26 protein-coding genes and 3 pseudogenes are annotated in these 24,876 nt (G+C 72.0%); 13 read left to right on the top strand and 16 right to left on the bottom strand.

Annotation, left to right across the window (positions count from 1 at the left end; all coding sequences use genetic code 11):
- Positions 1 to 147 precede the first annotated feature (147 nt).
- The 4 genes from GLX30_RS08070 (at position 148) to GLX30_RS08055 (ending at position 5,052) form a co-directional block, all read left to right on the top strand.
- The gene (locus GLX30_RS08070) at positions 148 to 1,407 is read left to right on the top strand and encodes an MFS transporter (RefSeq protein ID WP_159685363.1); all 1,260 of its coding nucleotides are present in this window, start codon (positions 148 to 150) and stop codon (positions 1,405 to 1,407) included.
- Between the two features lie 240 nt (positions 1,408 to 1,647).
- Positions 1,648 to 2,709 carry a MoxR family ATPase gene (locus GLX30_RS08065; protein WP_159685360.1) on the top strand — a complete coding sequence of 354 codons (1,062 nt, stop codon included), beginning with the start codon at positions 1,648 to 1,650 and terminating at the stop codon, positions 2,707 to 2,709.
- Positions 2,706 to 4,532: a hypothetical protein gene (locus GLX30_RS08060; protein ID WP_159685358.1), complete on the top strand. Its 1,827-nt coding sequence runs from the start codon at positions 2,706 to 2,708 to the stop codon at positions 4,530 to 4,532. The genes GLX30_RS08065 and GLX30_RS08060 overlap by 4 nt, the downstream gene beginning before the upstream one ends.
- A 118-nt stretch (positions 4,533 to 4,650) precedes the next feature.
- Positions 4,651 to 5,052: an ASCH domain-containing protein gene (locus GLX30_RS08055; RefSeq protein ID WP_159685355.1), complete on the top strand. Its 402-nt coding sequence runs from the start codon at positions 4,651 to 4,653 to the stop codon at positions 5,050 to 5,052.
- Between the two features lie 48 nt (positions 5,053 to 5,100).
- On the opposite strand, the gene GLX30_RS08050 is transcribed toward GLX30_RS08055, so the two are convergent.
- From GLX30_RS08050 to GLX30_RS08040, 3 genes are all read right to left on the bottom strand, one after another.
- Positions 5,101 to 6,258 (bottom strand): SUKH-4 family immunity protein, encoded by a 1,158-nt coding sequence (locus tag GLX30_RS08050; RefSeq protein ID WP_159685353.1) that lies wholly within the window; start codon positions 6,256 to 6,258, stop codon positions 5,101 to 5,103.
- Between the two features lie 70 nt (positions 6,259 to 6,328).
- Positions 6,329 to 6,574: a DUF397 domain-containing protein gene (locus GLX30_RS08045; RefSeq protein WP_159685350.1), complete on the bottom strand. Its 246-nt coding sequence runs from the start codon at positions 6,572 to 6,574 to the stop codon at positions 6,329 to 6,331.
- Positions 6,571 to 7,425 carry a helix-turn-helix transcriptional regulator gene (locus GLX30_RS08040; protein WP_159685348.1) on the bottom strand — a complete coding sequence of 285 codons (855 nt, stop codon included), beginning with the start codon at positions 7,423 to 7,425 and terminating at the stop codon, positions 6,571 to 6,573. The genes GLX30_RS08045 and GLX30_RS08040 overlap by 4 nt, the downstream gene beginning before the upstream one ends.
- 163 nt (positions 7,426 to 7,588) lie before the next feature.
- Here GLX30_RS08040 and GLX30_RS08035 point away from each other — a divergent pair.
- Positions 7,589 to 8,040, top strand: a pseudogene (locus GLX30_RS08035) (ATP-binding protein).
- 29 nt (positions 8,041 to 8,069) lie between these two features.
- Here the strand turns inward: GLX30_RS08035 and GLX30_RS08030 are convergent.
- The 9 genes and pseudogenes from GLX30_RS08030 to GLX30_RS07995 form a co-directional block, all read right to left on the bottom strand.
- Positions 8,070 to 8,537: a gas vesicle protein K gene (locus GLX30_RS08030; RefSeq protein ID WP_159685345.1), complete on the bottom strand. Its 468-nt coding sequence runs from the start codon at positions 8,535 to 8,537 to the stop codon at positions 8,070 to 8,072.
- Positions 8,527 to 8,769, bottom strand: coding sequence for a gas vesicle protein (locus GLX30_RS08025; RefSeq protein WP_159685343.1), 243 nt, complete (start codon positions 8,767 to 8,769; stop codon positions 8,527 to 8,529). The genes GLX30_RS08030 and GLX30_RS08025 overlap by 11 nt, the downstream gene beginning before the upstream one ends.
- Complete coding sequence (locus GLX30_RS36100) at positions 8,766 to 9,218, bottom strand: GvpL/GvpF family gas vesicle protein (RefSeq protein ID WP_347879698.1); 453 nt, start codon at positions 9,216 to 9,218, stop codon at positions 8,766 to 8,768. The genes GLX30_RS08025 and GLX30_RS36100 overlap by 4 nt, the downstream gene beginning before the upstream one ends.
- 49 nt (positions 9,219 to 9,267) lie before the next feature.
- Positions 9,268 to 9,717 (bottom strand): annotated as a pseudogene (locus GLX30_RS36095) (GvpL/GvpF family gas vesicle protein); the annotation flags it as partial.
- A 379-nt stretch (positions 9,718 to 10,096) separates the two neighbouring features.
- Positions 10,097 to 10,435, bottom strand: a pseudogene (locus GLX30_RS35105) (gas vesicle protein); the annotation flags it as partial.
- A gap of 108 nt (positions 10,436 to 10,543) precedes the next feature.
- Entirely contained in the window at positions 10,544 to 10,795 is a 252-nt protein-coding gene (locus GLX30_RS08010; protein ID WP_159685338.1) for a gas vesicle protein GvpG, read from the bottom strand.
- 14 nt (positions 10,796 to 10,809) lie between these two features.
- Complete coding sequence (locus tag GLX30_RS08005) at positions 10,810 to 11,523, bottom strand: GvpL/GvpF family gas vesicle protein (RefSeq protein ID WP_159685336.1); 714 nt, start codon at positions 11,521 to 11,523, stop codon at positions 10,810 to 10,812.
- Between the two features lie 35 nt (positions 11,524 to 11,558).
- On the bottom strand, positions 11,559 to 12,044 hold the full coding sequence (gvpJ, locus tag GLX30_RS08000) for a gas vesicle protein GvpJ (RefSeq protein WP_208545388.1): 486 nt from the start codon (positions 12,042 to 12,044) through the stop codon (positions 11,559 to 11,561).
- A 47-nt stretch (positions 12,045 to 12,091) separates the two neighbouring features.
- Positions 12,092 to 12,385 (bottom strand): gas vesicle protein, encoded by a 294-nt coding sequence (locus GLX30_RS07995; RefSeq protein WP_159685333.1) that lies wholly within the window; start codon positions 12,383 to 12,385, stop codon positions 12,092 to 12,094.
- A 200-nt stretch (positions 12,386 to 12,585) separates the two neighbouring features.
- On the opposite strand from GLX30_RS07995, the gene GLX30_RS07990 reads away from it, so the two are divergent.
- From GLX30_RS07990 to GLX30_RS07980, 3 genes are read left to right on the top strand one after another with little or no spacing between them, the layout of a single operon-like run.
- Positions 12,586 to 13,197 carry a histone protein gene (locus GLX30_RS07990; RefSeq protein ID WP_159685330.1) on the top strand — a complete coding sequence of 204 codons (612 nt, stop codon included), beginning with the start codon at positions 12,586 to 12,588 and terminating at the stop codon, positions 13,195 to 13,197.
- A 4-nt stretch (positions 13,198 to 13,201) separates the two neighbouring features.
- The gene (locus GLX30_RS07985; protein WP_159685328.1) at positions 13,202 to 14,290 is read left to right on the top strand and encodes an SRPBCC family protein; all 1,089 of its coding nucleotides are present in this window, start codon (positions 13,202 to 13,204) and stop codon (positions 14,288 to 14,290) included.
- A 39-nt stretch (positions 14,291 to 14,329) separates the two neighbouring features.
- Positions 14,330 to 15,556 carry a lactonase family protein gene (locus GLX30_RS07980; RefSeq protein ID WP_159685326.1) on the top strand — a complete coding sequence of 409 codons (1,227 nt, stop codon included), beginning with the start codon at positions 14,330 to 14,332 and terminating at the stop codon, positions 15,554 to 15,556.
- A gap of 81 nt (positions 15,557 to 15,637) precedes the next feature.
- On the opposite strand, the gene GLX30_RS07975 is transcribed toward GLX30_RS07980, so the two are convergent.
- Complete coding sequence (locus tag GLX30_RS07975; protein WP_159685323.1) at positions 15,638 to 16,027, bottom strand: VOC family protein; 390 nt, start codon at positions 16,025 to 16,027, stop codon at positions 15,638 to 15,640.
- A gap of 30 nt (positions 16,028 to 16,057) precedes the next feature.
- On the opposite strand from GLX30_RS07975, the gene GLX30_RS07970 reads away from it, so the two are divergent.
- The 3 genes from GLX30_RS07970 (at position 16,058) to GLX30_RS07960 (ending at position 18,349) form a co-directional block, all read left to right on the top strand.
- The gene (locus GLX30_RS07970) at positions 16,058 to 16,690 is read left to right on the top strand and encodes a nucleoside/nucleotide kinase family protein (RefSeq protein ID WP_159685320.1); all 633 of its coding nucleotides are present in this window, start codon (positions 16,058 to 16,060) and stop codon (positions 16,688 to 16,690) included.
- Positions 16,691 to 16,766: 76 nt separating this feature from the next.
- Positions 16,767 to 17,738: a hypothetical protein gene (locus tag GLX30_RS07965; protein ID WP_159694921.1), complete on the top strand. Its 972-nt coding sequence runs from the start codon at positions 16,767 to 16,769 to the stop codon at positions 17,736 to 17,738.
- Between the two features lie 95 nt (positions 17,739 to 17,833).
- Complete coding sequence (locus GLX30_RS07960; protein ID WP_159685318.1) at positions 17,834 to 18,349, top strand: hypothetical protein; 516 nt, start codon at positions 17,834 to 17,836, stop codon at positions 18,347 to 18,349.
- 65 nt (positions 18,350 to 18,414) lie between these two features.
- On the opposite strand, the gene treZ is transcribed toward GLX30_RS07960, so the two are convergent.
- Complete coding sequence (gene treZ / locus GLX30_RS07955; RefSeq protein ID WP_159694920.1) at positions 18,415 to 20,160, bottom strand: malto-oligosyltrehalose trehalohydrolase; 1,746 nt, start codon at positions 20,158 to 20,160, stop codon at positions 18,415 to 18,417.
- 114 nt (positions 20,161 to 20,274) lie between these two features.
- Between treZ and GLX30_RS07950 the strand changes: the two genes are divergently transcribed.
- The gene (locus GLX30_RS07950) at positions 20,275 to 21,645 is read left to right on the top strand and encodes a GH1 family beta-glucosidase (protein WP_159694919.1); all 1,371 of its coding nucleotides are present in this window, start codon (positions 20,275 to 20,277) and stop codon (positions 21,643 to 21,645) included.
- Positions 21,646 to 21,693: 48 nt separating this feature from the next.
- Here GLX30_RS07950 and GLX30_RS07945 read toward each other — a convergent pair whose 3' ends face one another.
- Positions 21,694 to 22,590 carry a GNAT family N-acetyltransferase gene (locus GLX30_RS07945; RefSeq protein WP_159685315.1) on the bottom strand — a complete coding sequence of 299 codons (897 nt, stop codon included), beginning with the start codon at positions 22,588 to 22,590 and terminating at the stop codon, positions 21,694 to 21,696.
- A gap of 293 nt (positions 22,591 to 22,883) precedes the next feature.
- Here GLX30_RS07945 and GLX30_RS07940 point away from each other — a divergent pair, with 293 nt between their 5' ends.
- The gene (locus GLX30_RS07940) at positions 22,884 to 23,432 is read left to right on the top strand and encodes a DUF1707 and FHA domain-containing protein (RefSeq protein WP_159685313.1); all 549 of its coding nucleotides are present in this window, start codon (positions 22,884 to 22,886) and stop codon (positions 23,430 to 23,432) included.
- Between the two features lie 20 nt (positions 23,433 to 23,452).
- Here GLX30_RS07940 and lpdA read toward each other — a convergent pair whose 3' ends face one another.
- Positions 23,453 to 24,862: a dihydrolipoyl dehydrogenase gene (lpdA, locus tag GLX30_RS07935; RefSeq protein ID WP_159685310.1), complete on the bottom strand. Its 1,410-nt coding sequence runs from the start codon at positions 24,860 to 24,862 to the stop codon at positions 23,453 to 23,455.
- Positions 24,863 to 24,876: the final 14 nt, after the last annotated feature.

Genomic DNA, 24,876 nt, shown 5'->3' with positions numbered 1-24,876 from the left:
GCATGACGCCATTCCCACGCGACGGAGTCGGTGACCGTGCTCACCGGCATGCACCGGGCCGAGGCGACGTACCTTGTGCTGTGCGCGGGGCGACCGACCGACGGGCACGGACCCGGCCGAAGCGACGGAGAGCGGGGGGAGCGGGGTATGGGGGCCGGGCGGCAGTCCCTGGGGAGTCGGTTCGGGTGGCTGTGGGCCGCGTACGGGGTCAGCACGTTCGGCACGTGGCTGGCGTTCGACGCGTTCGCCCTGATCGCGATCCTGGCCCTGGACGCCGGTCCCACGCAGGTGTCTCTCCTGGCGGCCGCCGGACTGGCGGTGGGCGTGGCCGTCGCGGTGCCGCTCGGGCCGTGGGTGGAGTTCCGCCGCAAACGGCCGGTGATGATCGCCATGGACCTGCTCCGGTTCACGGCCCTGATGAGCATCCCCGTCGCGTACGCGCTCGGAGCGCTCAGTCTCGCCCAGCTTCTCGTCGTGTCCGTCATCGCCGCCGCGGCGGACATCACGTTCAGCGCGGCCGCCGGCGCGTGCCTGAAGGCGCTGGTACAGCCGCGGCACCTGCTCGTCGCGAACGGGCGGCTGGAAGCCACGACATGGACCGCCACGATCGTCGGACCGCCGCTCGGCGGGGCCGTGATGGGCCTGTTCGGCCCGGTGACGTCCCTGGCGGCCAATGCGGTCAGCTACCTGCTCTCGGCACTGGGCATCCGTGCGATCGGAGGCGGCGAACCCCCACCCGCGCGCACCGGCGCATCGCCACGGCTCCGTGGAGCCGACCTGTTCGCCGGATGGCGTCACATCCTCTCCGACCCGGTACTGCGCCCGCTGTTCCTCAACACCACCCTCGTCAACGGCCTGATCATGGCGACCTCACCGCTGCTCGCCGTCCTCATGGTCGGCCGGCTCGGCTTCACGCCGTGGCAGTACGGCCTTGCGTTCGCGGTGCCCTGCGTCGGCGGCCTGATCGGCTCCCGGCTGGCCCATGGACTCGTCGCGCGGTTCGGGCAGTACAGGGTCCTGCTCACCGCCGGGACGCTGCGAGCGTGCTGGTCACTCGGGCTCGCCTTCGTCGGCCCCGGCGTCGTGGGGCTCGTGCTCGTGATGGCCGTCGAGTTCGGCCTGATCGCCTGCATGGGCGTCTTCAACCCGGTGTTCGCCACCTGCCGGCTCGAACGGACCCCGTCGGACCGGGTGGCGCGCACCCTGTCCGCGTGGTCGGTCACCAGCAAGGCCACCATCGCGGCCCTGACCGGGCTGTGGGGCCTGCTGGCCGCCGTCACGAGCCCTCGCACCGCGATCGCGATCGCCGGTCTTCTCGTCCTGGCCACGCCGCTCCTCCTCCCACGGCGCGTCCCGCTTGCAGTCCCCGCACAGCCGGCCTCCGCGGCCGGGGAACGCCGGGCATGAGCCGCCCCGAGTGGGCCGGGCGACCGGCGACGGCCGGATGCCCGGTGGCGATGAAACTCTCGGCCGGGTCGGGACGCTGGGCGTACCCGTGTCGTGCGGGTCCGACGTCACGAGGCGTCGAAACGCCGTGACGCACGGGCGGACGGGCGGGCGCGCGGGCGAAATTGGGCTGCGGCGAGGCGTCGGGGCCGCTCACACTGGGCGGGCCCGATCTTCCGAGCCCCGAAGGAACACCTCCGCGTGCAGGCAGCCGTTACCGTCACCCCCGCCCAGATACCCGAACTGCTGCTCGGGCTCGCCACCGTGCGGCCCGTGTTCCTGTGGGGAGCGCCGGGGATCGGCAAGTCGTCGCTGGTGCGGAGGTTCGCCGACTCGCTGGGACTGGAGTGCGTGAGCCTGCTGGGGACGCAGCTCGCCCCGGAGGACCTGATCGGGGTGCCGCAGATCCGCGACGGGCGGTCCGTGTTCTGCCCGCCGGAGGCCATCGCCCGGGACGAGCCGTACTGCCTGTTCCTCGACGAGCTCAACGCCGCGAGTCCCGACGTCCAGAAGGCCTTCTACTCGCTGATCCTGGACCGCCGGATCGGGGCGTACGAGCTGCCCGCCGGGTCCATCGTCATCGGGGCCGGCAACCGGGCCACGGACAACGCGCTGGCGAGGCCGATCGCGTCCGCGCTGGTCAACCGGCTCACGCACGTCCATCTTCAGGCGTCGGCGGCGGACTGGCTGGTCTGGGCGGGCGAGCACGGCATCCACCCGTGGGTGACCGACTATCTCACCGACCGGCCCGACCACCTCTGGTCGGCACCGCCGAAGACGGAGGAGCCGTTCTCCACGCCCCGCTCCTGGCACATGCTGTCCGACGCGCTGCACTCCTTCGGACCGGGCATCGACGAGAACACCCTCAAGGTCGTCGTGCACGGCACCCTCACGCCCGCGCACGCCGTCTCCTTCTGCGGCTACGCGAAGATCGTGCGCCACACCTTCGGCATCGAGGCGATCCTCAAGGGCGACGCCTCGTGGCCCTCGCGGCTCGAGGACCGGGACCTGCTCTACTACCTGGCGGAGGCGTTCCGCGGGCGGCTGGTGAAGGAGCTCCCCCGGCAGAAGGAACATGTGTCGCCCTCGCTGCGGCAGACCGTCTACCGCTCCAAGTCGCTGCTCGTGCAGCTGGCGGAGATCTCCGTCGAGGTCGCCCAGACCGTCATCGCCGACGACGCCGACGGGCAGCCGGTGCTGCCCTCCTGGTTCCTCGTCGAGGCCGCACGCGACATGCCGCGGCTGGTCGAGGCCCGGCGATGAAAGCCGCCGCCGGGAAGAAGGGCGCCGCTAAGAAGGGCGACAAGCACGACCCCGCCACCGAGGCGTTCGCGGCGGGGCTCGCCATGGTCAAGCGCAATCCGGCCTTCGCCGCCGTCGAGGCCGACTTCTGCCGGCAGGGCCAGTGCGCCGCCACCCCGGCCGGCGGGCTGGCGGCCGTCGACTCGAACGGCGTCGTCCACGTCCACCCCACCAAGCGGGCACGTCCCGAGGAGTGGGCCTGGACGCTCGCGCACTGCCTGCTGCACCTCGGCTTCGGCCATGTGCCGGCGGCCAAGGACAGGCTCCGAGAGCAGCCCGACCGGTACGACCTGGCGGCCCGCTGCACGGTCGTCAACCGCTTCCTGCTCACCTTCCCGGTGGGCAGCCCTCCCGGTGACGCCCCCGAGACGTACCCGGGCGGCGACGAGGAACTGCTCGCGGCACGCTGGCGCCGCGACGGCATCCCCGCCGCCTACCGGCACTGCGGCACCGCGGGCGAGCACCCCGACCAGGTCCTGACCACCTGGCGGGCATGGGACAACACCGCCGTACCGGACTGGGAGACCGCCTTCGCGCACGCGCTCACCCGCAGTGTCTCCGCCGCCATGGACGTGGCGGGCGGCCGGCGTGACCGGGTCACCGGCGAGCGTCTGCCGCAGCGGCCCTGGGACCGGGCGCTGAACTGGTTCGTCTCCTCCTACCCGCTGCTCGGCGGGATCGCGGCCGGCCTCACCGTCGTCGCGGACGCCGAACTCGCTCGTGTGCAGGACATCTCCGTCGCCGCCGTGAGCTCCGCCGCGGGCGAGATCTACGTCAATCCGCTGCGGACCTTCACCGACGAGCAGTGGCGGTTCATCCTCGCCCACGAGATGTTGCACGCCGCCCTGCGGCACGGTGAACGCCGCGGCATGCGCGACCCGTTGCTCTTCAACGTCGCCGCCGACTTCGTCGTCAACGGCTGGCTGGTGGAGATGCGCGTCGGCGAGATGCCCGAGGGGCTGCTGTACGACACGGAGCTGAAGGACCTGTCGGTGGAGGAGGTCTACGACCGCATCGCCACCGATCTGCGCCGCCGCCGCAGGCTCGCGACCCTGCGGGGCAAGGGCGTGGGTGACATCCTCGGCGACCCGCTGCCGCACGCTGCCTCCCGCCCCTACGCCGACCTGGACGACTTCTACCGGCGCGGTCTCGTCCAGGGCTTCGACCTGCACCAGTACGGGGAACGCGGCCTGCTGCCCGCCGGGCTGGTGCAGGAGATCCGCGCGCTGGCCCATCCGCCCGTGCCGTGGGACGCGCGGCTCGCCCGCTGGTTCGACGAGTACGTGCCCCGGCCCGAGCCGGTCCGCTCCTACTCCCGCCCGGCCCGGCGGCAGGCCTCCACCCCCGACATCCCTCGCGCCGGGCGGTACTTCCCGCAGGAAGAGGTCCCCCGCTGCACCTTCGGCGTCGTCCTCGACACCTCCGGGTCGATGAACAGCGCGCTGCTCGGCAAGGCGCTCGGCGCCATCGCCTCGTACGCGGAGGCCCGTGACGTGCCGGCCGCCCGCGTCGTCTTCTGCGACGCGGCGGCGTACGACGCCGGATACCTGCCGCCGGTGGAGATCGCCGGCCGGGTACGGGTCAGGGGACGCGGCGGGACGGTGCTTCAGCCGGGCATCGACCTGCTCCACCGGGCCGGCGACTTCCCGGCGAGCGCACCGGTCCTGGTCATCACCGACGGCTGGTGCGACACACTGCGCATCCGCCGCGAGCATGCCTTCCTGATCCCGCAGGGCGCGTCCTTGCCGTTCACGCCCCGGGGTCCGGTCTTCCGCCTGACGTGAGGGCTCCCAGGGGCGCGACGGCCGTTCGCCGGGGCGGCGGCGGACCGGACGCGCCAGTGCGTCGGTGGGAACAGGCGCCGGCGGCCGGGCCGGCCGAGGCGGCGATAGCATCGTGATCATGTGGCCACGTATCGACGGACTGCGGACGCTGGATCTCGGCGTTCCCGGTGAACTGCGTGACCGGCTCAACGCGTTGGTGCTCGCGGGGCGTAAGCGGGCCACGGCGGGGCTGCTGGAGGCCGACTACCGGGCCGAGGGCGAGGAGCCGGAGACGGTGGGGGAGCGGCTGGTCCTGGTCGGCAGCGACGGGCAGCGGGTGACCGAAGTGGTCGTGGAATCCGTGGACGTCATGCCACTGGGCTCCGTCCCCTGGGACTTCGCCCGGGCGGAGGGCGAGGGGGACGCCGATCTCGCGGAGTGGCGTGCCGGGCACATCGCCTACTGGGAGAGCGTCGGCCAGGCCGTCGACGACGGGACAGCCATCGTCTGCGTGTGCTTCGCGCTCGCGCCGCCCGCCTGATCCGGTCGGCCGGCGCGCGCGGTTCCCCCGCCCTGGCGCAGAGGGGCGTCAGAGGACGCCGCCCGCTTCGTCGTGGAACACCTCCGGCCAGTAGCGGTAGTCGTCGGCGTCCTGCGCCGGCAGGCAGGCCACGGGGTCGACCGATGCGAGGACCTCGATCATGGTGTCGGCGAGCTGGTGGTAGAAGTCCTGGGTGAAGTCGTGCTCCTGGTCGAGCCGTTGCTCGCGGTTGAACATCCACACCGTGAACGCCAGCGTCGATATGTCGGCGTTCACCGGAGTCGTCGTGTCGGCGCCGTACTCGTGGTACGAGAGCAGGCCGGTGCGCCCGTCGATCACGACCTCGAAGTCGTGGACCAGGCTGCCGAGGCTGATCAGCCGGTCCGTCCCGTCCAGCGTCTGCAGCAGGTCCTCGTCGCCCCACAGGCCGAACATGAGCTCCACCTTCGGGAGACCCACCTCGGTGAGAAACCGCCGAGTCGGCTCGTGGGTCAGGGCATCGGGCAACTCGGCGGCGTCGACGCGGACCATTTCCTCCGCCCCGAACTCCGCGTCCAGCAGCCCGTCCGGCAGGTCCAGCAGCAGGCCCCGCCCCGGCCGGGCGATCAGGGCGGATGGCCGTATCGTCGAGGCGATGCGCCACACCGCCGGGATGTCGTGGTCCCACCCCGACCGCGGGCCAGCGCTGCCCCAGTCGCCGTCGCCCCAGTCCTCCTCGGCGAAACCGGCCGTCAGCAACCGCTCGGCCTCCGCCACCACGTCGGGCCCGGTCCGGCCGGCGAGAACGGCGAACCTGCCTCGCAACGCCCGGAAGTCGTCCACGTGCGCGAGGAACCGGGCCAGCGCGTCGACCGACGGCGCGAGCGGGAGCACGTCGATCGAACCGGGCGAGTTCTCGAAGAGATACATCGTGAAGACCCGCCCCGTGGCGCCGTCGAGGACGATCTCCTGGGCGTCGTCGTCCTCGCACCGGAGGTGGCCGATCAGCACAAGGCCCGCGATGTACGGATCGAGCTCGGCCCGGTCCGCCCCTTCGGCCAGCAGATCCGGCACGGGCACCGCGCCCGCCCGGGCCAGCGGGGTGAAGCGCATCAGCACGTGGTCCGCCGGCAGCCCGGGGCCGGTCAGCCGGAGCCGGGTCGCCTCGTGCGTGACGGACGGATGGAGCGCGTGCGTGGGCACGCTGACGCTGGTGGTCGCGGACATGGTTCCCCCGTGGTGCTGTGCCGTGATCTCCCTACGACCACCACGATAGGAGGCACCACTGACAACGGGGTCAGCCCTGGGCGGCGAACGCGACGAAGCCCGTCCAGGAGCCGGGGGAGAGGGCGAGCCGGGGGCCGTCGATGACCTTGGAGTCCCGGACGTGGACGGTGGTGGGGCAGGCCGCGACCTCGACGCAGTCGTCGCCGGAGCCGCTGCTGTAGCTGGACTTGCGCCAGGACAGGGCGACTTCGACGCAGGAGTCGCCGTCGCCGCCGCTGTAGCTGCTCTTGAACCAGGCCAGTTCGGGGGTGCTCATACCGCTCCTCGCATCTGCCGCAACAGGCTCTGGGAGTCGTGCAGGGTGTGAGCCTGTGACCGCATCCTGGCATACCGCATCTGGAGCTCGCTGACCACTTTCCGGTCGGAGATGAACTGACTGCTCTTCTGCCCCTCGCAGTAGCCGAGCCAGCGGTTGTCCGGGGTCTCCAGAAGTTGCATGGGGCCGTCCAGTCCGGCGTGTTCCTCCCGCACGAGCGGCATGATCTGCACCTCGATGTTGCGGAGTCCGGCCAGCTCAAGGACGTGGTCGATCAGCTCCAGCGTGACCTGCGGCCCACCCGTGCGCCGAAGGAAGAGGTGCTCCTCCAGGATGAAGCTGTACGCGGTGTTCGGCCGCTCCCGCAGCAGCCGCTGACGGTCCAGCCGAGCCGCCAGCTGGGCCTCGATCTGCGCGTCACCGAGCGGCGGCAGCTGATTGGTGAACAGCGTCCGCGCGTACGCCTCCGTCTGCAACAGTCCCGGGACCAGGCGGCATTCGTACGTGTAGAGGCTCACCGCCTCCGCCTCCAGCCCCGCCCACTGCCGGAACCAGCTCGCCAGTCCCGGCCGTCGCGACAGGTGCCGTGCCGCGCCCCTCAGCGTCCCGAAGGCGTCGAGCACCTCCTCCGCGCGGTCCACGAAGTCCGCGGGCGGGAAGCGCCTGCCCTGCTCGATGGAGGCCACCGTCGGGAGCGAGTACCGCACCCGTGGCGCGAACTCCTCCTGCGTCAGGCGCGCCCGCTTCCGGAACGCCTTGACCACCTCGCCGAACGCCTTCAGGCTGTCGGACACCTCCGGTTCCGCCGCGGACCCGTTCGATCCGCCCGCCCCGCCCGCCGTCTCCGTCATGTGCGGCCACCTCCCGCGTACGTGTGCCGTGCCCGTTCAACTCCGCAACGCGGCCGTCGTCACGGCCCGTTACCCGTACCGTCCACCCCCGTACCCGTACGCTGACTCAGCGTACGGGCGTCTGATCTGGGGAAACACGGCCCGCGAACGCCAAGTTGGCCGTATGCAGCCACCCATCACGCCTCAACAGGCGGGCACCGTACGTGTGTTCACTCAGCGTTTCAGCTCCACGCCGCTCGGCGCGCGGCTCGCCCGGCACCTCGCCCTGCACCAGCTCCAGGCCTGGGACGTCCCGCACGGCTCTGAGGCGTCCGACGCGGCCGCGCTCGTCGTCGCGGAACTGGCGGCGAACGCCGTGACGCACGGCCGGGTACCGGGCCGGGACTTCGAGTTGAGGCTCACCCGCACCCCCGGCGCTCTGCGGATCGAGGTGTCCGACACACGCAGCGAACGCAGGCCCCGCGACACGTCACCGTGCCCCCGGACCTGGCCGACTCCGGGCGCGGGCTGGTGCTCGTCGCGGCGCTCGCGGACCGGTGGCAGGTGCTGGACCGCGTACCGGTGGGGAAGACCGTGCGCGTGGAGCTCGACCTGCCCGGGACGGCGGCCCGGTGACCGGAGCCGGCCGGTCCGGTGCCCGCAGGTCAGTCGGGCGGCCGGGCGGAGTCGCCGGGCGGCAGCAGCGTCCCGAGGGGGCCGAGATCGAGGTTGAGGTCGTCCATGGTCAGCCCGTACTGGGCGCACAGACCGGTCATGCGGTCGTGCAGCAGGAGCAGCGTCGACCCCAGCCGCTCTTCCTCCTCCTCCGTGAGATCGCCCTGGTCGACCCGGTGCAGTGCCTGTCGCTCCATGAGCTGGCGCAGCAGCTCGACGAGGGTGAGGACGAGCTTCATCAGGTCGCGTTCGACGGTGTCCCGGTCGGTACGGATCCTCCGGGCGGGCGCCGAGGGTCTGCTCGTGGTCGAAGGGACGTCCTGCGGGGCCGCCGGGAGCAGCCGGAAGGCACGGGAGGCCGCGTCCGCGACCTCGTCGAGCCGCTGCCGGGCGGGCGGTGGAGGTCCGACCCGGCGCTCGGCCCGGTCGGCCCGGTCGGGGCGTACGTCATCGGACATCCGGAAGGCCGCCCTCCGGTGCCGGTCCCGTCCACAGTGGCCGGGTCTCCGCGTCGACTGACACGATCAGCGCGCGCAGCGAGACGCGCACGAGATCGATGTCGGCGATGGAGAGCAGCACATCACCGGTGATCACCACCCCGCCGCTGAGCAGACGGTCCAGCAGATCGATCAGGGCGACCTGCCGCTGCGGGAGCGGGTCGTCGTGGCGGGGGGTCACGGGCCCGGTCACGACGGCCGGTCCTCGGCGCTCGACGCGGCGGAGGAGCCTGATGCGTCGGACATGCCGTCGGGTGGCGTGGTGAAGGAGTAGGGAACCCAGGGGCCGGTGACCTCGACCCGTACTCCGGCCAGGTCTTCCGCCGCCCGCGCCACCTCCGCGTGGAACGCCTGCGACCGGTCCTCCCGCAGCAGGTAGGCGTCGTTCACGACGTTCTCGCCGCTCGAGCCGGCCAGTTCGCCCTGCTGGACCCGGTGGCGTGCCCGGTCGGTGGCGTACGCGTGGCCCGCGGCCTCGATCCGGTCCGCCGCCGTCCGTGCCGCCTCGTGCGCCCGCTCACGGCTGCTCCGCTGCGCCCTGCGGGTGCGGAGGTACGAGCGCCCCGGTCCGAGGCCGGAGTCGTCGGTGCCCGGGGAGAGGCGGTGGCGGCCGCGTCTGGTGCGGGGGCTCCGAGGGGGCATCCACGTAGATCTTGACGCCCCACTCGACATGTCCTTCGAGCCGCGACAGCAGCTCTACGAATTCGGCGCGGCCGGCGTCCAGTGCCTCCCGGGCGCGGTCGTCGTCGAGGTAGACCGTCGCGAGCCGCAGCGGCAGCACCGTCGTCACCCCGGCGAGCGTCTCGATCACCGCGTGGTGCGCACGCGCGACCGTTTCCAGCCACTCGAGGTCCTCGAGATGGCGCCGCAGGGCGTCCTCGTCGAAGTCCCGCGCGCTCACGGAACTCGCGACGAAGGCCACCTGCCCGGGCTCGGCGGTTCCGTCCCCGCCGGAGCCGTCGCCCTCCGTCCCCGCGACGACACGCACCGCGGCGCCTCCCACGCCCGCCAGCTCCGCCGCGGACTCCCGCAGCGCCGCTGAGTCCCGGGCGACGGCGTAGACGTAGGTGACGGCCTCGCCGCCGTGCGGGAGGCCCTCGGCGGCGGTCGTGTCCTCAGGAGTCGTCTTCTCAGCGGTCATCGGCGCGGGTTCCTCGGCGTGCGGGGCGTTCCGGGCGGTCGGAGCGTTCACGGGTCTCGCGGCGTGCGCGGGGGGCCGGGCGGTCGTCACGATCCGAGCGGTCGGGCCGTTGTCGGCGTTCCCTGCGTTGCTCGCCGTCGCCCCGGTCCCTGGCTTCCTTGCCTGTCCTGCTTTCCCTGGCTTCCCGACGCTCCTCGGGTTCCCTGCTTTCCCGACGCTCCTCGGGTTCCCGGCTTCCCCGACGCTCCTCGGGCTGCCTGCTTTCCCGACGCTCCTCGGGTTCCCGGCTTTCCCGGCTCTCCGCGAGCACCCGGCCTTCCACGGTGGGGCGTGGCGCCTCCAGGGGCTCCTCGGCCCGGCCGGGCAGCGAGCTCTCGCGCCGCAGTGCTTCTATCTCCTCGCGCAGGCGCCGGTTCTCCGCGGCGAGGGAGCGTTCCGAGCCGTCCTGCGACGCTCGGGACGACAGGGAGGGGTCGTGCTCCCACCAGTCGATCCCCATCTCCTTCGCCTTGTCCACGGACGCGACCAACAGGCGCAGTTTGATGGTCAGCAGCTCGATGTCGAGAAGGTTGATCCGGATGTCACCGGCGATCACGATGCCCTTGTCGAGGACCCGTTCGAGGATGTCGGCGAGATTCGAGGAGGACGAGCCCTGGGCGTAGCCCGGCGCGGCCCGGGAAGGGTAGGAGCCGGTCCGGTTGGCGAGTGGTTCGGTCACGATCGGAACCTCACGTTTCGCGGTGCGTGCGGTGCACGGCGCCGTCCCGGCCGGCAGCCCGGCCGCCAGGACGCGGCCAGGAGCCCGACCGGGGTGGCTCGGCCGGCGTCACCGCCCGATGTCGGCCCGGTACGCCATGATCTCTTCGAGGCGGTCCAGCAGCTCGTCCTCCCTCCGGTCGAACGTCTCCTCGTCGATCTCCCCCGAAGTGAGCTGGGCCTCCAGCTCGGCCAGCGCGCGATGCACGGGCGCGGGGTCGTAGTACTCCTCCTCCGCCGCCTCCCGCACCCGGTCCACGACCCACACGACCCCCCGCACCGGCGCCAGCGGCAGGGTGACGATCTGGGTGAACAGGCCCATGGCACATCAGCCCTTCAGACGAAGCTGTACGGAGGGAGCGGTCCGCTGAGCCGGAACGTGTACCCCTCGCCCAACTGGTTGGTGACACTGAGCTGGGTGGCGAGGAACAGCTCCTCCTGGTCCTCGGCCACCAGGAAGGACACATTGAGGAAGTCCTCCCCCGTGGGCTGCGCGGTGCTCACCTCGCGGCTGTGGGGACGGAGCGCCTCGATGACGCCCGAGGCCAGCGCCTCCTGCCGCGCCTGCACCTCTCCGGCCACCAACTCGCCCAGCTGCACCGGCATATCGGGCGTCGCCTCACCCCTGCGGATCCGGTCGTTCAGCTCCCGGGCCGTCTCCGACTCGAGCAGGATCTCGCGCAGGATCGCGTCCTCGTCCTGCGACGCCTTCAGGTTGTACTCGGCGCACCCGCGTACCGCCTCGATGCGCTGCTTGTACTGCGCCGATCCCTGCTCCAGCGCGTCCCGCACCGCTTCGTCGTCGGGTGCCGTCAGCCCGAAGCGCAGCGGCAGCACCGCACCGTCGGCCATGAGGCGTTCCTGGACGGCCTGGTGCGCCATGACGTCACGGCGCTTGGGCCGCAGTCCTTCCGGCGCGTCGCTGACCACGGCGCACACCGACCCGGCGACCACCTTTCGCAGGTCGGCCGGCGGTTCTCCGACTCCCTCGACGCCGTCGAGACGGACCGGATGATCCTCGGCGGTGATCGAGTAGACGTACACGGCCATGGTCGCTCCTCACTGCGGGATCACTCCCGCCCGCCTTACCTTTCCCGTTCCCGCCGGGAGGTCCGCCGAGTGGGCCTGCGCTCTTCCACGGGTTCCCGTTCCTCGGCGTCCGTCCCCTCCTCGAGTTCGGCGCGGTCGTCGTCGGCCTGCCTCTTCTTGCCGCCGCCGGTGAGGGAATCGGCCACGGCCTCCATCGCGCCACCGAGCGCCCCCTTCGACTTCCCCTTCGCCCCGCTCTCGAGGGTGTCGCCGACGACGTCGGTCAGCTGGGCGGGTGCCTTTCTGCCGGACTCGAGATCGAGGCGGTTGCAGGCCTCCGCGAAGCGCAGGTACGTGTCGACGCTGGCCACGACGACGCGGGCGTCGATCTTCAAAATCTCGATGCCGACCAGGGACACGCGCACGAAGACGTCGATGACCAGTCCGCGGTCGAGAATGAGGTCGAGGACGTCGTAGAGGGTGCCGGAGCCGCCGCCGCCTCCCCTGGCAACGCCGTCTCCGCCTTGCGGTACCACCGTCATGGTGTCTCCCTTCGTCGCACAGCCCGCAGCGGGCCCTCGAAGGTCGTTCAGTTCGGTCGGTCGATCTGACCGCGGGTGTAGCGCCGGGTACGCCGGTACTCCACCAGATCGCCCTCCTCGTCGAGCGTCACCCGGTAGCTGGCCAGCACGCTCGTGGTGTCGGGGATCCGTTCGACCTCCAGCACCTCCACGTCGGCCTCCCAGCCGTCCTCGGTGTGTCTGAGCGCCGATACCGACTCGGGCGGGCGGCCGAGCAGCTCAGCCAGCTGGTCCGCCGCGGAGCGCATGACGCTCGCCGCCTTGATCTTGGGACGCCGTCCGGCGGGATCTGAGGAAGTCATCGCCCCTTCTCACCACGACAGGACCGTTCATCGCACAGAAACGTACAATTTCAGCATATAGGCATATTCCGGGTTCGCTGTGGAACTCGTGGACCTACCGGCTCTCCCGGCCCCAACAGGCCCGCACCGGCATGGACGTTGAGAGGCACGCGCAGGGGAGCGAGCGGCCGGGCCAGGACCTGTCACACAGGGAGCAGCTCATGAAGGACATCAACCGCATGGCCCTCGCGGCCGCCGTGGCAGGTGGCTACGTGCTGGGCCGTACGAAGAAGGGCCGCATGGCCTTCGCGGTGGGCACGTACCTCGCCGGGCGGCGCGCCGGCCTCGACCCGCAGAAAATGCTGACCCAGGGCGTGAAGACGCTCAAGGACGCCCCGCAGCTCGCGGGACTGGGCGACCAGCTGCGGGGCGAGCTCATGGAAGCCGGCCGCCAGGCGCTGGCGGCGACCGCCGACCGCAAGATGGCCGGGCTGGCCGACGCGCTGCACGAGCGCACGCTGCGTCTCGAGGACCGGGACGAGGGGGACGACAAGGAGCAGCGCGAGACGGAGGCGGACCGGGGGGACGAGCCCGAGGAGGAGCAGGAGGAGCGCAAGCCCGAGAAGCAGCAGAAGGGGGCGCGGGGCGAGCTCCGGTCCCGCGGTGCCGCTGCCGGAAAGACGGCGAAGAAGGCCTCCGCCGGGACCTCCACCGAGAAGAAGGCCACCGCCAGGGCCGCCGCGAAGAAGGCCGCCACGACCGGGAAGGCGTCCGCGAAGCGAGTTCCCTCCGGCACGGACGCGACGTCCGGGTCGGGCACACGGCGGAGGTAGGGCCATGACCAGCACGGATCAGCGATCCACACGTGAGGCCGGTACCGGCCTGGACCAGCTGCGCGAGGAGCTCACCGGCTACGTCGGCGCCCGCGCGGGACGGCTCGCCGACACAGCAGGCGACAAGGTGTCAGGCCTCTCGGACAAGCTTCTCGACGTCGCCGAGAACGGAGGAAAGTTGCCCGTCGGCGGAGTGATGAAGTCCCTGATCGGCGCCAAGCTCAAGAGCACCAAGGACAACATCGTGGGCAAGGTGAAGGAAAAGCTCGGAGGCGGCAAGGGCGGGCGCAAGTCCGGCGACACCAAGGTCATGAACATCGTCGAGACCCTCGACGTGGGCGTACCCATACGCACGGCGTACGACCACTGGACCAAGTACGAGGCGTTCAGTGGCTTCACCAAGGGCGTGCGCAGCGTCTCCCAGAAGGACGAGGTCAGTTCCGACTGGAAGGTCAAGGTGGGGCCGTCCACCCGCGGCTGGTCGGCGACGGTCCAGGAGCAGGTACCGGACGACCGGATCGTGTGGACGTCGGAGGGCGCCAAGGGGAGCACCCGCGGATGCGTGAGCTTCCACGAGCTGGCCCCTTCCCTGACCCGCATCGTGCTCGTCGTGGAGTACTACCCCTCGGGGTTCTTCGAGAAGACGGGCAACCTGTGGCGTGCCCAAGGCCGGCGTCTGCGACTCGACTTCAAGCACTTCCAGCGCCATGTGACCCTCACGGACGAAGAGGCGGAGGGCTGGCGCGGCGAAGTGCGTGACGGCGAGGTCGTCGTCAGCCACGAAGACGCACTCGAGCGCGAAGAGGCGGAGCGCGAGGACCAGGGCGACGAGGACGAGGAACGCGACGAGCGCGACGACCGCGACTACGACTACGAGGACGAAGCCGAGGACCGAGGCGAAGCCGGGGAGGGGGAGGAAGAGGACGACGAGGAAGAGGACGAGGAAGGCGGCCCCCGGCGGTACGAGGACGAGGACGACGCCGAGTACGAGGACGAGGCGTACGAGGACCGCGAGGACGACGACGAGGACGACGAGGACTACGAGGAGAAGGAGCGGGCAAAGGCAGGATCAAGGGCCGGACGGCGCCGCTGAACCGCCGCTGGACCGGTCGCGGCCCCTACCCTCCCTGTCATGGGCATCAGCACCGGCACGGGCAGGGACCACCGGACCGACGGCGCCGCGCATGCAGGGCGGCGCCGTTTCCTCGGCGCCTTGGGCGCGCTGGCCGCCGGCGGCGCGCTCGCGGCGTGCTCGCAGGCGGAGGACTCCGCGCCGCGGGCCAGATCGCGGGTGGCCACCACTGCCACGGCCCGGCCCCGCACGGCGCGCCCCCTGTTCATCGGCACGTACACCTCCGCCGAAGGGGGCGGCTCGGGGATCGCGACGGCCACGTACGACGAGACGAGCGGCACGATCAGCGGCACCGGCGTCGTCGACGGCGTCGGCGACCCGTCGTACCTCGCCGTCCACCCCTCCGGCCGGACCCTGTACGCGGTGAACGAACGCGATGCCGGTGCCGTGACCGCCGTGCGGCTCGACGAGGGCGGCGCCCACGAGGTGCTCGGCAGCCAGCCCACCGGCGGGCCCGCGCCCTGCCAGCTGTCCGTGCACCCGTCCGGGCGGTGGCTGCTCAGCGCCGACTACGGCTCCGGCAGCGTCGCCGTCCACCCGCTCGCCGCCTCCGGGGCGCCGGGTGAGCGTACGGACCTGGTCACCCACGCCGGTCCGCCGCCCGGACCCGGTCAACAGGGTCCGCACGCCCACCAGATCGTCACCAGCCCCGACGGCGGGCATGTGCTCGCCGTCGACCTCGGCAACGACACCCTGTACACCTACCGCCTCGACACCCGGGCGGGCACGCTCACCGAGGTGTCGCGAACGACGCTGCGGCCCGGTGCCGGTCCACGGCACCTCACCTTCCACCCCTCCGGCCGGCACGCCTACGTGGCGAACGAGCTCGACAACACCGTCGTCGTCTGCGCCTACGAGCCGCGGACCGGCAGGCTCCGGCCGGGCGCGCCGCAGCCCACCGGAACCGGGTCCGGCACCAACTACCCGGCCCAGTTCGTGGTGACCGGCGACGGCAGGTACGCGTACCTCGCCAACCGGGGGCACAACAGCCTGACCCGGTACGCCGTCGAGGCCGGGGGGTCGCGTCTGCGCCTGCTCGACACCGTTCCCGTCGGGGGCGACTTCCCACGGCACATCGCTCTCTCGCCGTCGGGCGGGCTGCTGTTCGCGGCGAATCAGCGCTCGAGCACGGTGACGGTCTTTCATGTGGACCGGCGTACGGGCGCACTCCGCTCGGCGGGACCGGCGTTCACGTCACCGGTCGCGGTGTGCGCGCTGCCGCTGTAGGGGCGTAGGAGGAGGCCGGGGCGGCCGAGGGGCCCGTCACGCCAGGGCCACGGTGGGCGTCGCCGACAGGAACGGCCCCGGTCACCGCGGCTGGAGCAGGTCCCACTTGTTGCCGTAGAGGTCCTCGAACACGGCCACCGAGCCGTACGCCTCGTGCCGCGGTTCCTCGAGGAAGCGCACACCTGCGGCCGTCATCCGGGTGTGGTCGCGCGCGAAGTCGTCCGTGTGCAGGAAGAATCCCACCCGGCCGCCGGTCTGCGCGCCGACGCTCGCGCGCTGCTCGTCGTCGCCGGCGCGGGCCAGCAGCAGACCGGTGCCGGGTCCGGAACCCGCCGGGCGGACGACCACCCACCGGCTTCCGTCCCCTCGGTCGGTGTCCTCGACCAGGTGGAAACCCAGCGCGTCGGTGTAGAAGGCGATGGCCTCGTCGTAGTCGCGGACGACGAGCGTGATCAGGGCGATGTTCGGCATCCACCAAGGTTATACGTATGACTCGCGACAATGGGCGGCATGGCCGCCCTGCCGCACCACCTCGTCGAGCGTGCCCGGTCCCTCGCCGCACCGGGGCACCGGAGTCTCCTCGGGATCGCCGGGGCGCCCGGCGCCGGGAAATCCACCCTTGCCGGCCGGATCGTCGAAGCGCTCGACGGCCTCGCCGTCCTCGTCCCCATGGACGGCTTCCACCTCGCCCAGCGGGAACTGCGGCGCCTCGGCCGCGAACACCGCAAAGGCGCCCCCGACACCTTCGACGCCGCCGGTTACGCCGCGCTGCTCGGCAGGCTGCGCGACCCCGATCCGGACGCCGTCGTCTACGCCCCCGCCTTCGACCGGACACTGGAGGAGCCGGTGGCCGGGAGCATCCCCGTGGCCCCCGCCGTCGCGCTCGTCGTCACCGAAGGCAACTATCTGCTGCACGACGAAGGGCCCTGGGCACGGATCCGGCCTCTCCTCGACGAGGTGTGGTTCCTCGAGCTCGACCAGGACGAGCGGCTGCGCCGGCTGGTCGACCGGCATGTGCGCTTCGGGAAGGAACGCCCGCACGCCGAGCGCTGGGTCCACGACTCCGACGAACCCAACGCCCGGCTGATCGGCCACGGCCGGGACCGGGCCGATCTCGTCGTGCCGATGAACTGATCGAAAGGCGGAGCCCCGCAGTTCATCCGGGGTCGGTACGCTCGAATCAGTGACAGGCGAGCGGAGGGCGGTTGACGTGGGGTTGTTCCGGCGAGGGCCGAAGCGTGACGGACGCGATGCGCCCCGGGACCCCGAGTTCTCCTTCTTCTCCGCCGACGAGGGGGCGAGGTTCCGCGCACAGGTGCGCGAGGCGTTCGCCGAACAGGGCCTCGAGGTGACGGTCTACACCGACATGGTCTCCGACAGCGCCGGCCGGCAGTTCGGCCTCGGCAACCTCGCCGCCGTGTGCCACAACGACGAACGCGGACCCCGTGTGTGGCCCGAGTTGATCCACCAGCATGTCGGCATGGTGCTGCGCACCATGGACGCGCCGTCCGCGCTGGAGACCCTGCCCGCCGAACAGATCCGCGCCCAGCTCTACCCCCGCGTCGTCGGCGCCGAGGGACTCGACCCGCGGAACTTCGCGTACGCCCGCGCCGTCGCCCCAGGCCTGTACGAGATCCTCGCGCTCGACCTCCCCGAGAGCGTCATGATGCTCACCGACGAGGCGCTCGAACCCCTCGGTGACCTGCCCTATCTGCGCGACCAGGCGCTGTACAACCTCCGCGGACTGCCCGTCGAGGCGCACGAGACCGTCAAGGATTCCGAGGGCATGCGCTTCGAGGTCGTGCTCGGCGACTCCTTCTACACGGCGAGCCGGGTCCTCGCACTGGAGACGCTGGTACGGCAGGTCACCGGCGAGGAGCTGACCGCGGACGGAGCCCTGGTGGCCATGCCCTTCCGGCACCAGCTCGCCTTCCACGCCATCCACGACACCGGCATGCTCCCCGCCCTCAACGCGATGGCCGCCTTCGCCGCCACGGGATACGAGGACACGCCCGGCGCCATCAGCCCCTACGTCTACTGGTGGCACGACGGCACGCTCACCCAGCTGAGCGACCGCGACGAGGACGGCGAGGGTCTGCAGATCATGATCGGCGAGGAGTTCCAGGAACTGCTCGAGCGGCTCGTCGCCAAGGAGGAACGGCCCCCCGGCGACGAGAACTGAGCCCGGCCGACCACGCTGTCGACCGGGTCACTCATGTCGGTGATTCCAAGGGCGCCTGCGCAGGTCACAGGCGTGTCGTCCGGCAGAGTTGGCGGATGCGCACTCCCCGGATCCTGGCCTCGGTCGCTCTTCTCCTGCTCGGTGTGACCGGTTGTGTCGCCGTTCCGACGGCCCCCCGGCCCGCACCTGCGCCGAGCCCGGCCCCGGCCGGCGACCGGCCGCCGGCACCGGTCGTGCCGAGCCGTGTCGTCCAGCCGTCGGCGCGCGAGGCGCTTGCCTCCACCGGTCCGCAGGACGGGGCGAAGGACAAGGTGAAGGAGCAGCAGGGCGGTGCCAAGGCTCAAGGGGAGGGCAGGAAGGCGGCAGAGGAGCCCGGCCGGCGCGTGCGGCCGCGCCGCCCCGCCGCGGGTCCCGCGCGTACCGTCCCCGTCCGGCCCGAACGCCGCGCCGCCGTACCCGAGCGGCGGACGCAGCGCCCCGCGTCCCGCCCGCGGCCGCCGCAGCCCCGCACGAGCTACGACATGCGCAGCCTGTGCGAGGCCTCCGACGGTGTGACGCACTCCGACGTCACGGCCCTGTGCCGCGACTCGTACGGCTCCGGCCGGCGCTGACGGCCGCAGTCGTACGGACCGCGCGCCGCGGCCCGCGGCCCGGGCCCGGTCGAGGGCAACGGCCTTCAGGAGTCGGCGAGTACCGCACAGCTCTGCGGCGGCAGGTGCAGCACCCCGTCCCCCTCCGGCGGGACGACGTCGCCCCACGCCGCCGCGATCCGGCCGCCGCCGCCCAGCGGGATCGCGGCCGCCTCCTTGGCGAGATTGACCGCCACCCGCAGATCGCCCCGCCGGTACGCCAGCCAGCGGGCCTGCTCGTCGAAGGCGACCTTCACCGCCGCCAGGTCAGGGTCCGCCAGGTCCGGCAGCGCGCGTCGCATGGCGATCAGCTCGCGGTACCACGCCAGGAGCATGGCGTGCGGCTCCCGCTCCCGCTCCGACCGGTCCAGGCACGAGCGCTCCCGGGTGGCCGGGTCCTGCGGGTCCGGCACCTGCTCGGCCGACCAGCCGTGCGCCGCGAACTCCCTCCGCCTGCCCGCCCGTACGGCCTCCGCCAGTTCGGGGTCGGTGTGGTCGGTGAAGTACTGCCAGGGCGTCGTGGCGCCCCACTCCTCTCCCATGAAGAGCATGGGCGTGTACGGGCCCGTGAGCACCAGCGCCGCCGCGCAGGCCAGCAGACCGGGGGAAAGGGTGGCGGAAAGGCGGTCGCCGAGAGCCCTGTTGCCGATCTGGTCGTGCGTCTGCGCGTACCCGAGGAAACGGTGCGCGGGCGTGTTGACCACGTCGACCGGCCGCCCGTGGGTACGGCCGCGGAAGGCCGAGTACGTGCCGTCGTGGAAGAAGCCGCGGGTCAGCGTCTTCGCCAGCGCGGCCATCGGCGCACGGGCGAAGTCCGCGTAATAGCCCTGCGACTCGCCCGTCAGAGCCGTGTGCAGGGCGTGGTGGAAGTCGTCGTTCCACTGGGCGTGCAGCCCGATGCCGCCCTGCGTACGCGGCGTCGTCGTGCGCGGGTCGCACCGGTCCGACTCGGCGATCAGGAACAGCGGGCGGCCGAGGTCCCCGGCGAGCCCGTCGACGGCGGCCGACAGTTCCTCGAGGAACGTCAGCGCCCGGTCGTCGGCCAGCGCGTGCACCGCGTCCAGCCGCAGCCCGTCGAGACGGTAGTCGCGCAGCCAGGCCAGGGCGCTGCCCAGCAGATAGGCGCGCACCTCGTCCGAGCCCGGAGCGTCCAGATTCACCGCGGAACCCCACGGAGTGTGGTGGGTGTCGGTGAAGTACGGGCCGAACACGGGCAGATGGTTGCCGGACGGACCCAGGTGGTTGTGCACCACGTCGAGGACCACGCCGAGACCGTGCCCGTGCGCGGCGTCGACGAAGCGCTTGAGCGCCTCCGGCCCGCCGTAGGGCTCGTGGACCGCCCAGGGGGACACCCCGTCGTACCCCCAGCCGTGGACACCGGGGAAGGAGCACAGCGGCATCAGTTCCACATGCGTGACGCCGAGCTCCGCCAGTTCGCCCAGCCTGTCCGCGGCGGCGTCCAGCGTCCCCTGGGTGGTGTACGTGCCGATGTGCAGCTCGTACAGGACGGCGCCCTCCAGTCCGCGCCCCGGCCAGTCCCGCCGCCAGCCGTACCGGTCCTGGCCGAAGACCGCGCTGGGGCCGTCCGGGCCGTCGGGCTGGCGGCGGGAGCGGGGGTCCGGCCGTACGGGGCCGCCGTCCAGGGAGAACCCGTACCGTGCGCCGTCCTCGGCCGGCGCCTCCGCGACCCACCATCCGTCCCGCCCCTGCGCGCGCTCCATCGGGTGCTCGGCACCCTCCAGCCACAGAGTGACCCGCTCCTCGGCGTTCGGCGCCCACACCTCGAACAGCAGCACTGGCGTCCCCTCGTCGTCGATGCTCCTCGGCCCATGTTCTGTCCCCACATCCTGGCAAGACCAAGGTCTTCAGGCGGTGTGCTTGGGCCATTAAGGTCACGAACCATGTCGATGCCGCAGGAACCGATGGAGCCGATGCCCGCCTTTCCGCCCGGGTTCCTCTGGGGAGCCTCGGCCTCCGCCTTCCAGACCGAGGGCGCGGCCGACGCCGACGGCAAGGGACCGTCCGGCTGGGACGCCTTCGCCGCCCAGGGCCGTATCAAGGACGGCTCCGACGCCGCCCGCGGCACCGGCTTCCACGAGCGCTACCGCGAGGACGTCGCCCTGCTCGCCGGGCTGGGAGCGGACGCGTTCCGCTTCTCGGTGAGCTGGCCGCGTGTCGTGCCCGGCGGAAGCGGCCCGGTCAACGCGCGGGGCCTCGACTTCTACGACCGGCTCGTGGACGAACTCTGCGCCCACGGCATCACCCCGGCGCCCACCCTCTACCACTGGGACACGCCGCTCCCGCTCGAGGAGGCCGGCGGCTGGCTCCGACGGGACACGGCCCTGCGGTTCGCCGACTACGCCTCCGCCGTCGCGCAGCGGCTCGCCGACCGCGTGCCGGTGTGGATGACCGTCAACGAACCGGCCGAGGTCACCCTCCTCGGTTACGCGCTCGGCGAGCACGCTCCCGGGAAGCAACTGCTCTTCGACGCGCTGCCGGCCGCCCACCACCAACTGCTCGCCCACGGTCTCGCCGTGACGGCCCTGCGGGCCGCCGGGGCCCGCAGCGTCGGGCTCGCCGTCTCCCACTCGCCGGTGTGGACCGCGGGGGACGGCGAGGAGGACCGCTTCGCCGCCGAGTTGTACGACACGCTCACCAACCGGCTGTTCGCGGACCCGATCCTCACCGGCGCCTACCCCGACGAGAACGTCGCGGCGCTGATGCCCGGTCCGGTCGCCGACGATCTCACCGTCATCGCCCAGCCGCTCGACTTCTACGGGGTGAACTACTACCACCCGATGCTCGTCGGCGCCCCCGCCGACGACACCCCAGGCGGCTTCGCGGGCGTCGGCATGCCCGCCGGACTCCCGTTCACGCTGCGGGACATCGACTGCGAGGAACGCACCGACTTCGGCTGGCCCGTCGTCCCCGACGGGCTGCGGGAACTGCTCGTGTCACTCGTCGGACGCTACGGCGACCGGCTGCCGCCGGTGATCATCACCGAGAACGGCTGCTCGTACGACGGCCTCGACGACGGGCGCCGCATCGCCTTCCTCGACGCGCATCTGCGCTCCTTGCACCAGGCGATACGCGAAGGGGTCGATGTCCGCGGCTACTTCACCTGGTCGCTCACCGACAACATCGAGTGGGTGGAGGGGGCGTCCCGGCGCTTCGGTCTCGTCCACATCGACTACGAGACGCTGCGGCGCACGCCGAAGGCGTCCTACCACTGGTACCGGGACATGGTCGCCGCACAGAAGCGCGGCCCGGACCACTGACCTGCCCCGCAGGGGCGCCCGCGTCGCGAACACCCCTGCGGCACATGGTCAGTTCTGGGAAGCGGGCACGAAGTGCACCCGTTCCTGCACGACCGGATGGCCGGCCTTGGTGAAGTTCGCGGCCATCGGGAAGTTCCCCTGGTCGGTGGCGCCCGCGATGAACTCGGCGCCCTGTTCCGCGAGGAAGTGCGTGCACTCCGCCAGCAGGTCGTACGCGTATCCGTGACCGCGGTGCTCCGGCACCACCCCGATGAAGCCGACGCACGGCCCCGACGGGTTGCGCGCGGGGATGTGGATGCCGACCAGGTCGCCGTCCGGGGTGAGGGCGAGCTGCCACCATTCACGGGGCGACGGGCACCAGTTGAAGAAGTCCAGCTCCTCCTGCGCGGCCTTGTCGAGGCCGCCTTCCGCGATCGCCCGCAGCGCGTGGGCGTCCAGAGTCACGGAGTGGATGCGGCGCAGCGCGTCGAAGAACACGGCGTCGTCCGGCTCCGGACGGAACACCAGCCGCCCGGGCCGCTCCGGCAGCCCGCAATCGGGCGTCCACCGGTACTGGTACCGCTCGACCAGCACCTCCATGCCGGCGGCCTTCGCCGCCCTCGTACGGGCCTCACCGGCCGCGAGGACGGCCGCGTCGTCGCGCCAGCCCGCGGGGAGGATCAGCTCGTACTCGACCTGGAAGGGGGAGGTGCGCAGCAGTTCGGCGCCCGCTTCCTCCTCGCCCTCCGCGACGTCGAACCAGTTGACGTTGACGGGTGATTCGTCGTCGGGGCCGCCCCACCAGGCTGCCCTGGCGACCACTGTGCCGTCGCGCAGCGCGACCCGCTTCCAGTCGGGGCGGTGGGTCGCGCGGGAGAGGGCCCGGCCAACGCCGAGCGGGTCGGGCAGGGTGTCGAAGAGATGTGCGTCGCTCTCACCGAGCGCGCGGATGACCGTGTCGGTCATGAGGATGTCCTCCGGAAGAGATGTGTGCGCTCCCGGTCAGACTGCGGACGCCGGGCGGACGGGGCGGGAGCGCGGGAACGGTGTGATGTACACGGCACTCGCCTCCTTCCGTCGTCTGTGGCGTAACGGTCACATTAGAGGCCGGCCGGCGGCCCGTCCAGCGTTTTCGGGGCCGCACACGGAGTCGACCGGGCCGCCGCAGTGCCGGAATTGATGCTTCCGTGCAGGTCAGGGCGGGCTCGGAAACCGCTTCGTCTGGACACCTCGGGGCCTTCGGGCCGACAATCTGGAACGTGACGTCCTCCTTCGAGTCCAACACGTACCCCGCGCGGCTCTCCGATGCCGAGCGCGAGCGTGTCCTCGACGTGCTGAGAGAGGGCGCGGCCCAGGGCAGGCTGTCGCACGAGACGTTCGTGCACCGCATGGAACTGGCCTTCGCCGCACGCCGCACCGAGGACCTGGACGCCCTCACCGCCGACCTGGTCGACAAGGGCCGCTGGTCGCGCCGGCTCTACCGCGCGGTCGGCAAGGTCTCCGCGTTCTCCGTCCGGCTGCGCCGCGCCTGGCAGGCGGAGAAACTGCCGCCGCTGCTCCTGCCCGAGCCCGGCCCGTACCCGCTCCGGATCGGCCGTGACCCGGCCAACGGCCTGCGGCTCAGCCACGACACCGTCTCGCGCCTGCACGCCGAACTGAGCCACCAGGGCACGATGTGGGTCCTGCGCGACCTCGGCTCGACGAACGGCACCACGGTCAACGGCCGCCGGGTGACCGGCTCGATCGTCGTCGACGACGGGGACATGGTCGGCTTCGGCAGCGTCAGCTACCGCCTCACCGCCCGCTGACCCGGCGGCACCTCCGGGACCTACTGCTGGTGCAGTCCGCGGCCGGCGAGCGTCAGGAACGCCTCGCCGACCCCCTCCGACAGCGTCGGGTGAGGGTGGATGTGGGCGGCGACGTCGGAGGGTTCCGCGTCCCAGCCGACGATCAGCTGGCTCTCGGCGATCATCTCGGAGACGTGCGGGCCCACGAGATGGACACCGAGCACCCGGCCGCCCCGCTCGGCAACGATCTTCACCATCCCGCCCTGGCCGTGCACCATGCCCTTGGCGACCGCCGTCAGCGGCATCGTGTTGACGTCCACCTCGCAGCCGCCGGCCCGGGCCTCCGCCTCGCTCAGCCCCACGGACGCGGTCTGCGGCGAGGAGTACGTGACCCGGGGAACGGCCGCGTAGTCGACGGGGCGCGTGGGGAGACCGGCGAGCGCCTCCGCCACCACCATGCCCTCCGCGAACGACGCGTGCGCGAGACCGAGAGACGGTGGCGGCAGCAGGTCGCCCACCACATGGATCCCGGGGACGGCCGTCTCCAGGCGTGAGAAGTCGGCAGGGGCGACATGGCCCCGCGCGTCCGCGGCCAGACCGGCGGCCGCCAGCCCGAGGCCGTCCGTCACCGGCTCCCGTCCCACCGCGATCAGAAGACGCTCGGCCTCCACCGTGCGCGTCTCGCCGCGTGCGGTCCGTACCGTCGCGCGTATCCCGTCCTCCAGCACGGCCGTCTCCAGCAGCCGGGCGCCCGTCTGCACATCGATGCCGCGCTTCTTCAGACCACGGGTCACATGGCGGGACACATCGGTGTCCTCGAGCGGGACCAGCCGTTCCGCCGCCTCCACGAGCACCACCGCCGCACCCATGGAGCGGTGGAAGGACGCGTACTCGACCCCGATCGCCCCGCCGCCGAGCACCAGCACCGACCGCGGCAGCCCCGGCGCGAACAGGGCGTCGTCACTGGTGACCACGCGCCGCCCGTCCGGTGCGAGACCGGGCAGGGTACGCGGCCGGGAGCCGGTCGCGAGCACGACGCCGCGGCGCGCGGTCACCTCCCCGTGCCCCTCCACCCGCACGCTCCGCCTGCCCGTCAACCGCGCGCCACCGGCGAGCACTTCGACCCCGGCGTGTGCCAGATGGCCGACCACGCCTCGGTGGTTACGGGACACGATGTCGTCCCTCGTCGCCACCAGCGCCTGCCAGTCGACGGAATCGACACTCGCCTTGACGCCCCAGCGTTCCCTGGCCTCCGCGATCCCGTCGACGAGTTCGGCTGCATGCAGCATCGCCTTGCTGGGGATGCAGCCTCGGTGCAGGCAGGTGCCGCCCACCTTGTCGCGCTCCGCGAGCACCACCTCCAGACCGAGGGCCGCCGCCCGCAGCGCGGTCGAATAGCCACCGGTCCCTCCGCCGATCACGATCACGTCGGTCTCACGGGTCTGTGTCATGGCTCCCACTGTCC

Origin of the sequence: Streptomyces sp. Tu 2975 (assembly GCF_009832925.1) — a bacterium.
Taxonomy (GTDB): Bacteria; Actinomycetota; Actinomycetes; order Streptomycetales; family Streptomycetaceae; genus Streptomyces.
Note: the sequence above shows the minus strand (reverse complement) of the source record. Positions and strands in the feature narration are given on the sequence as shown.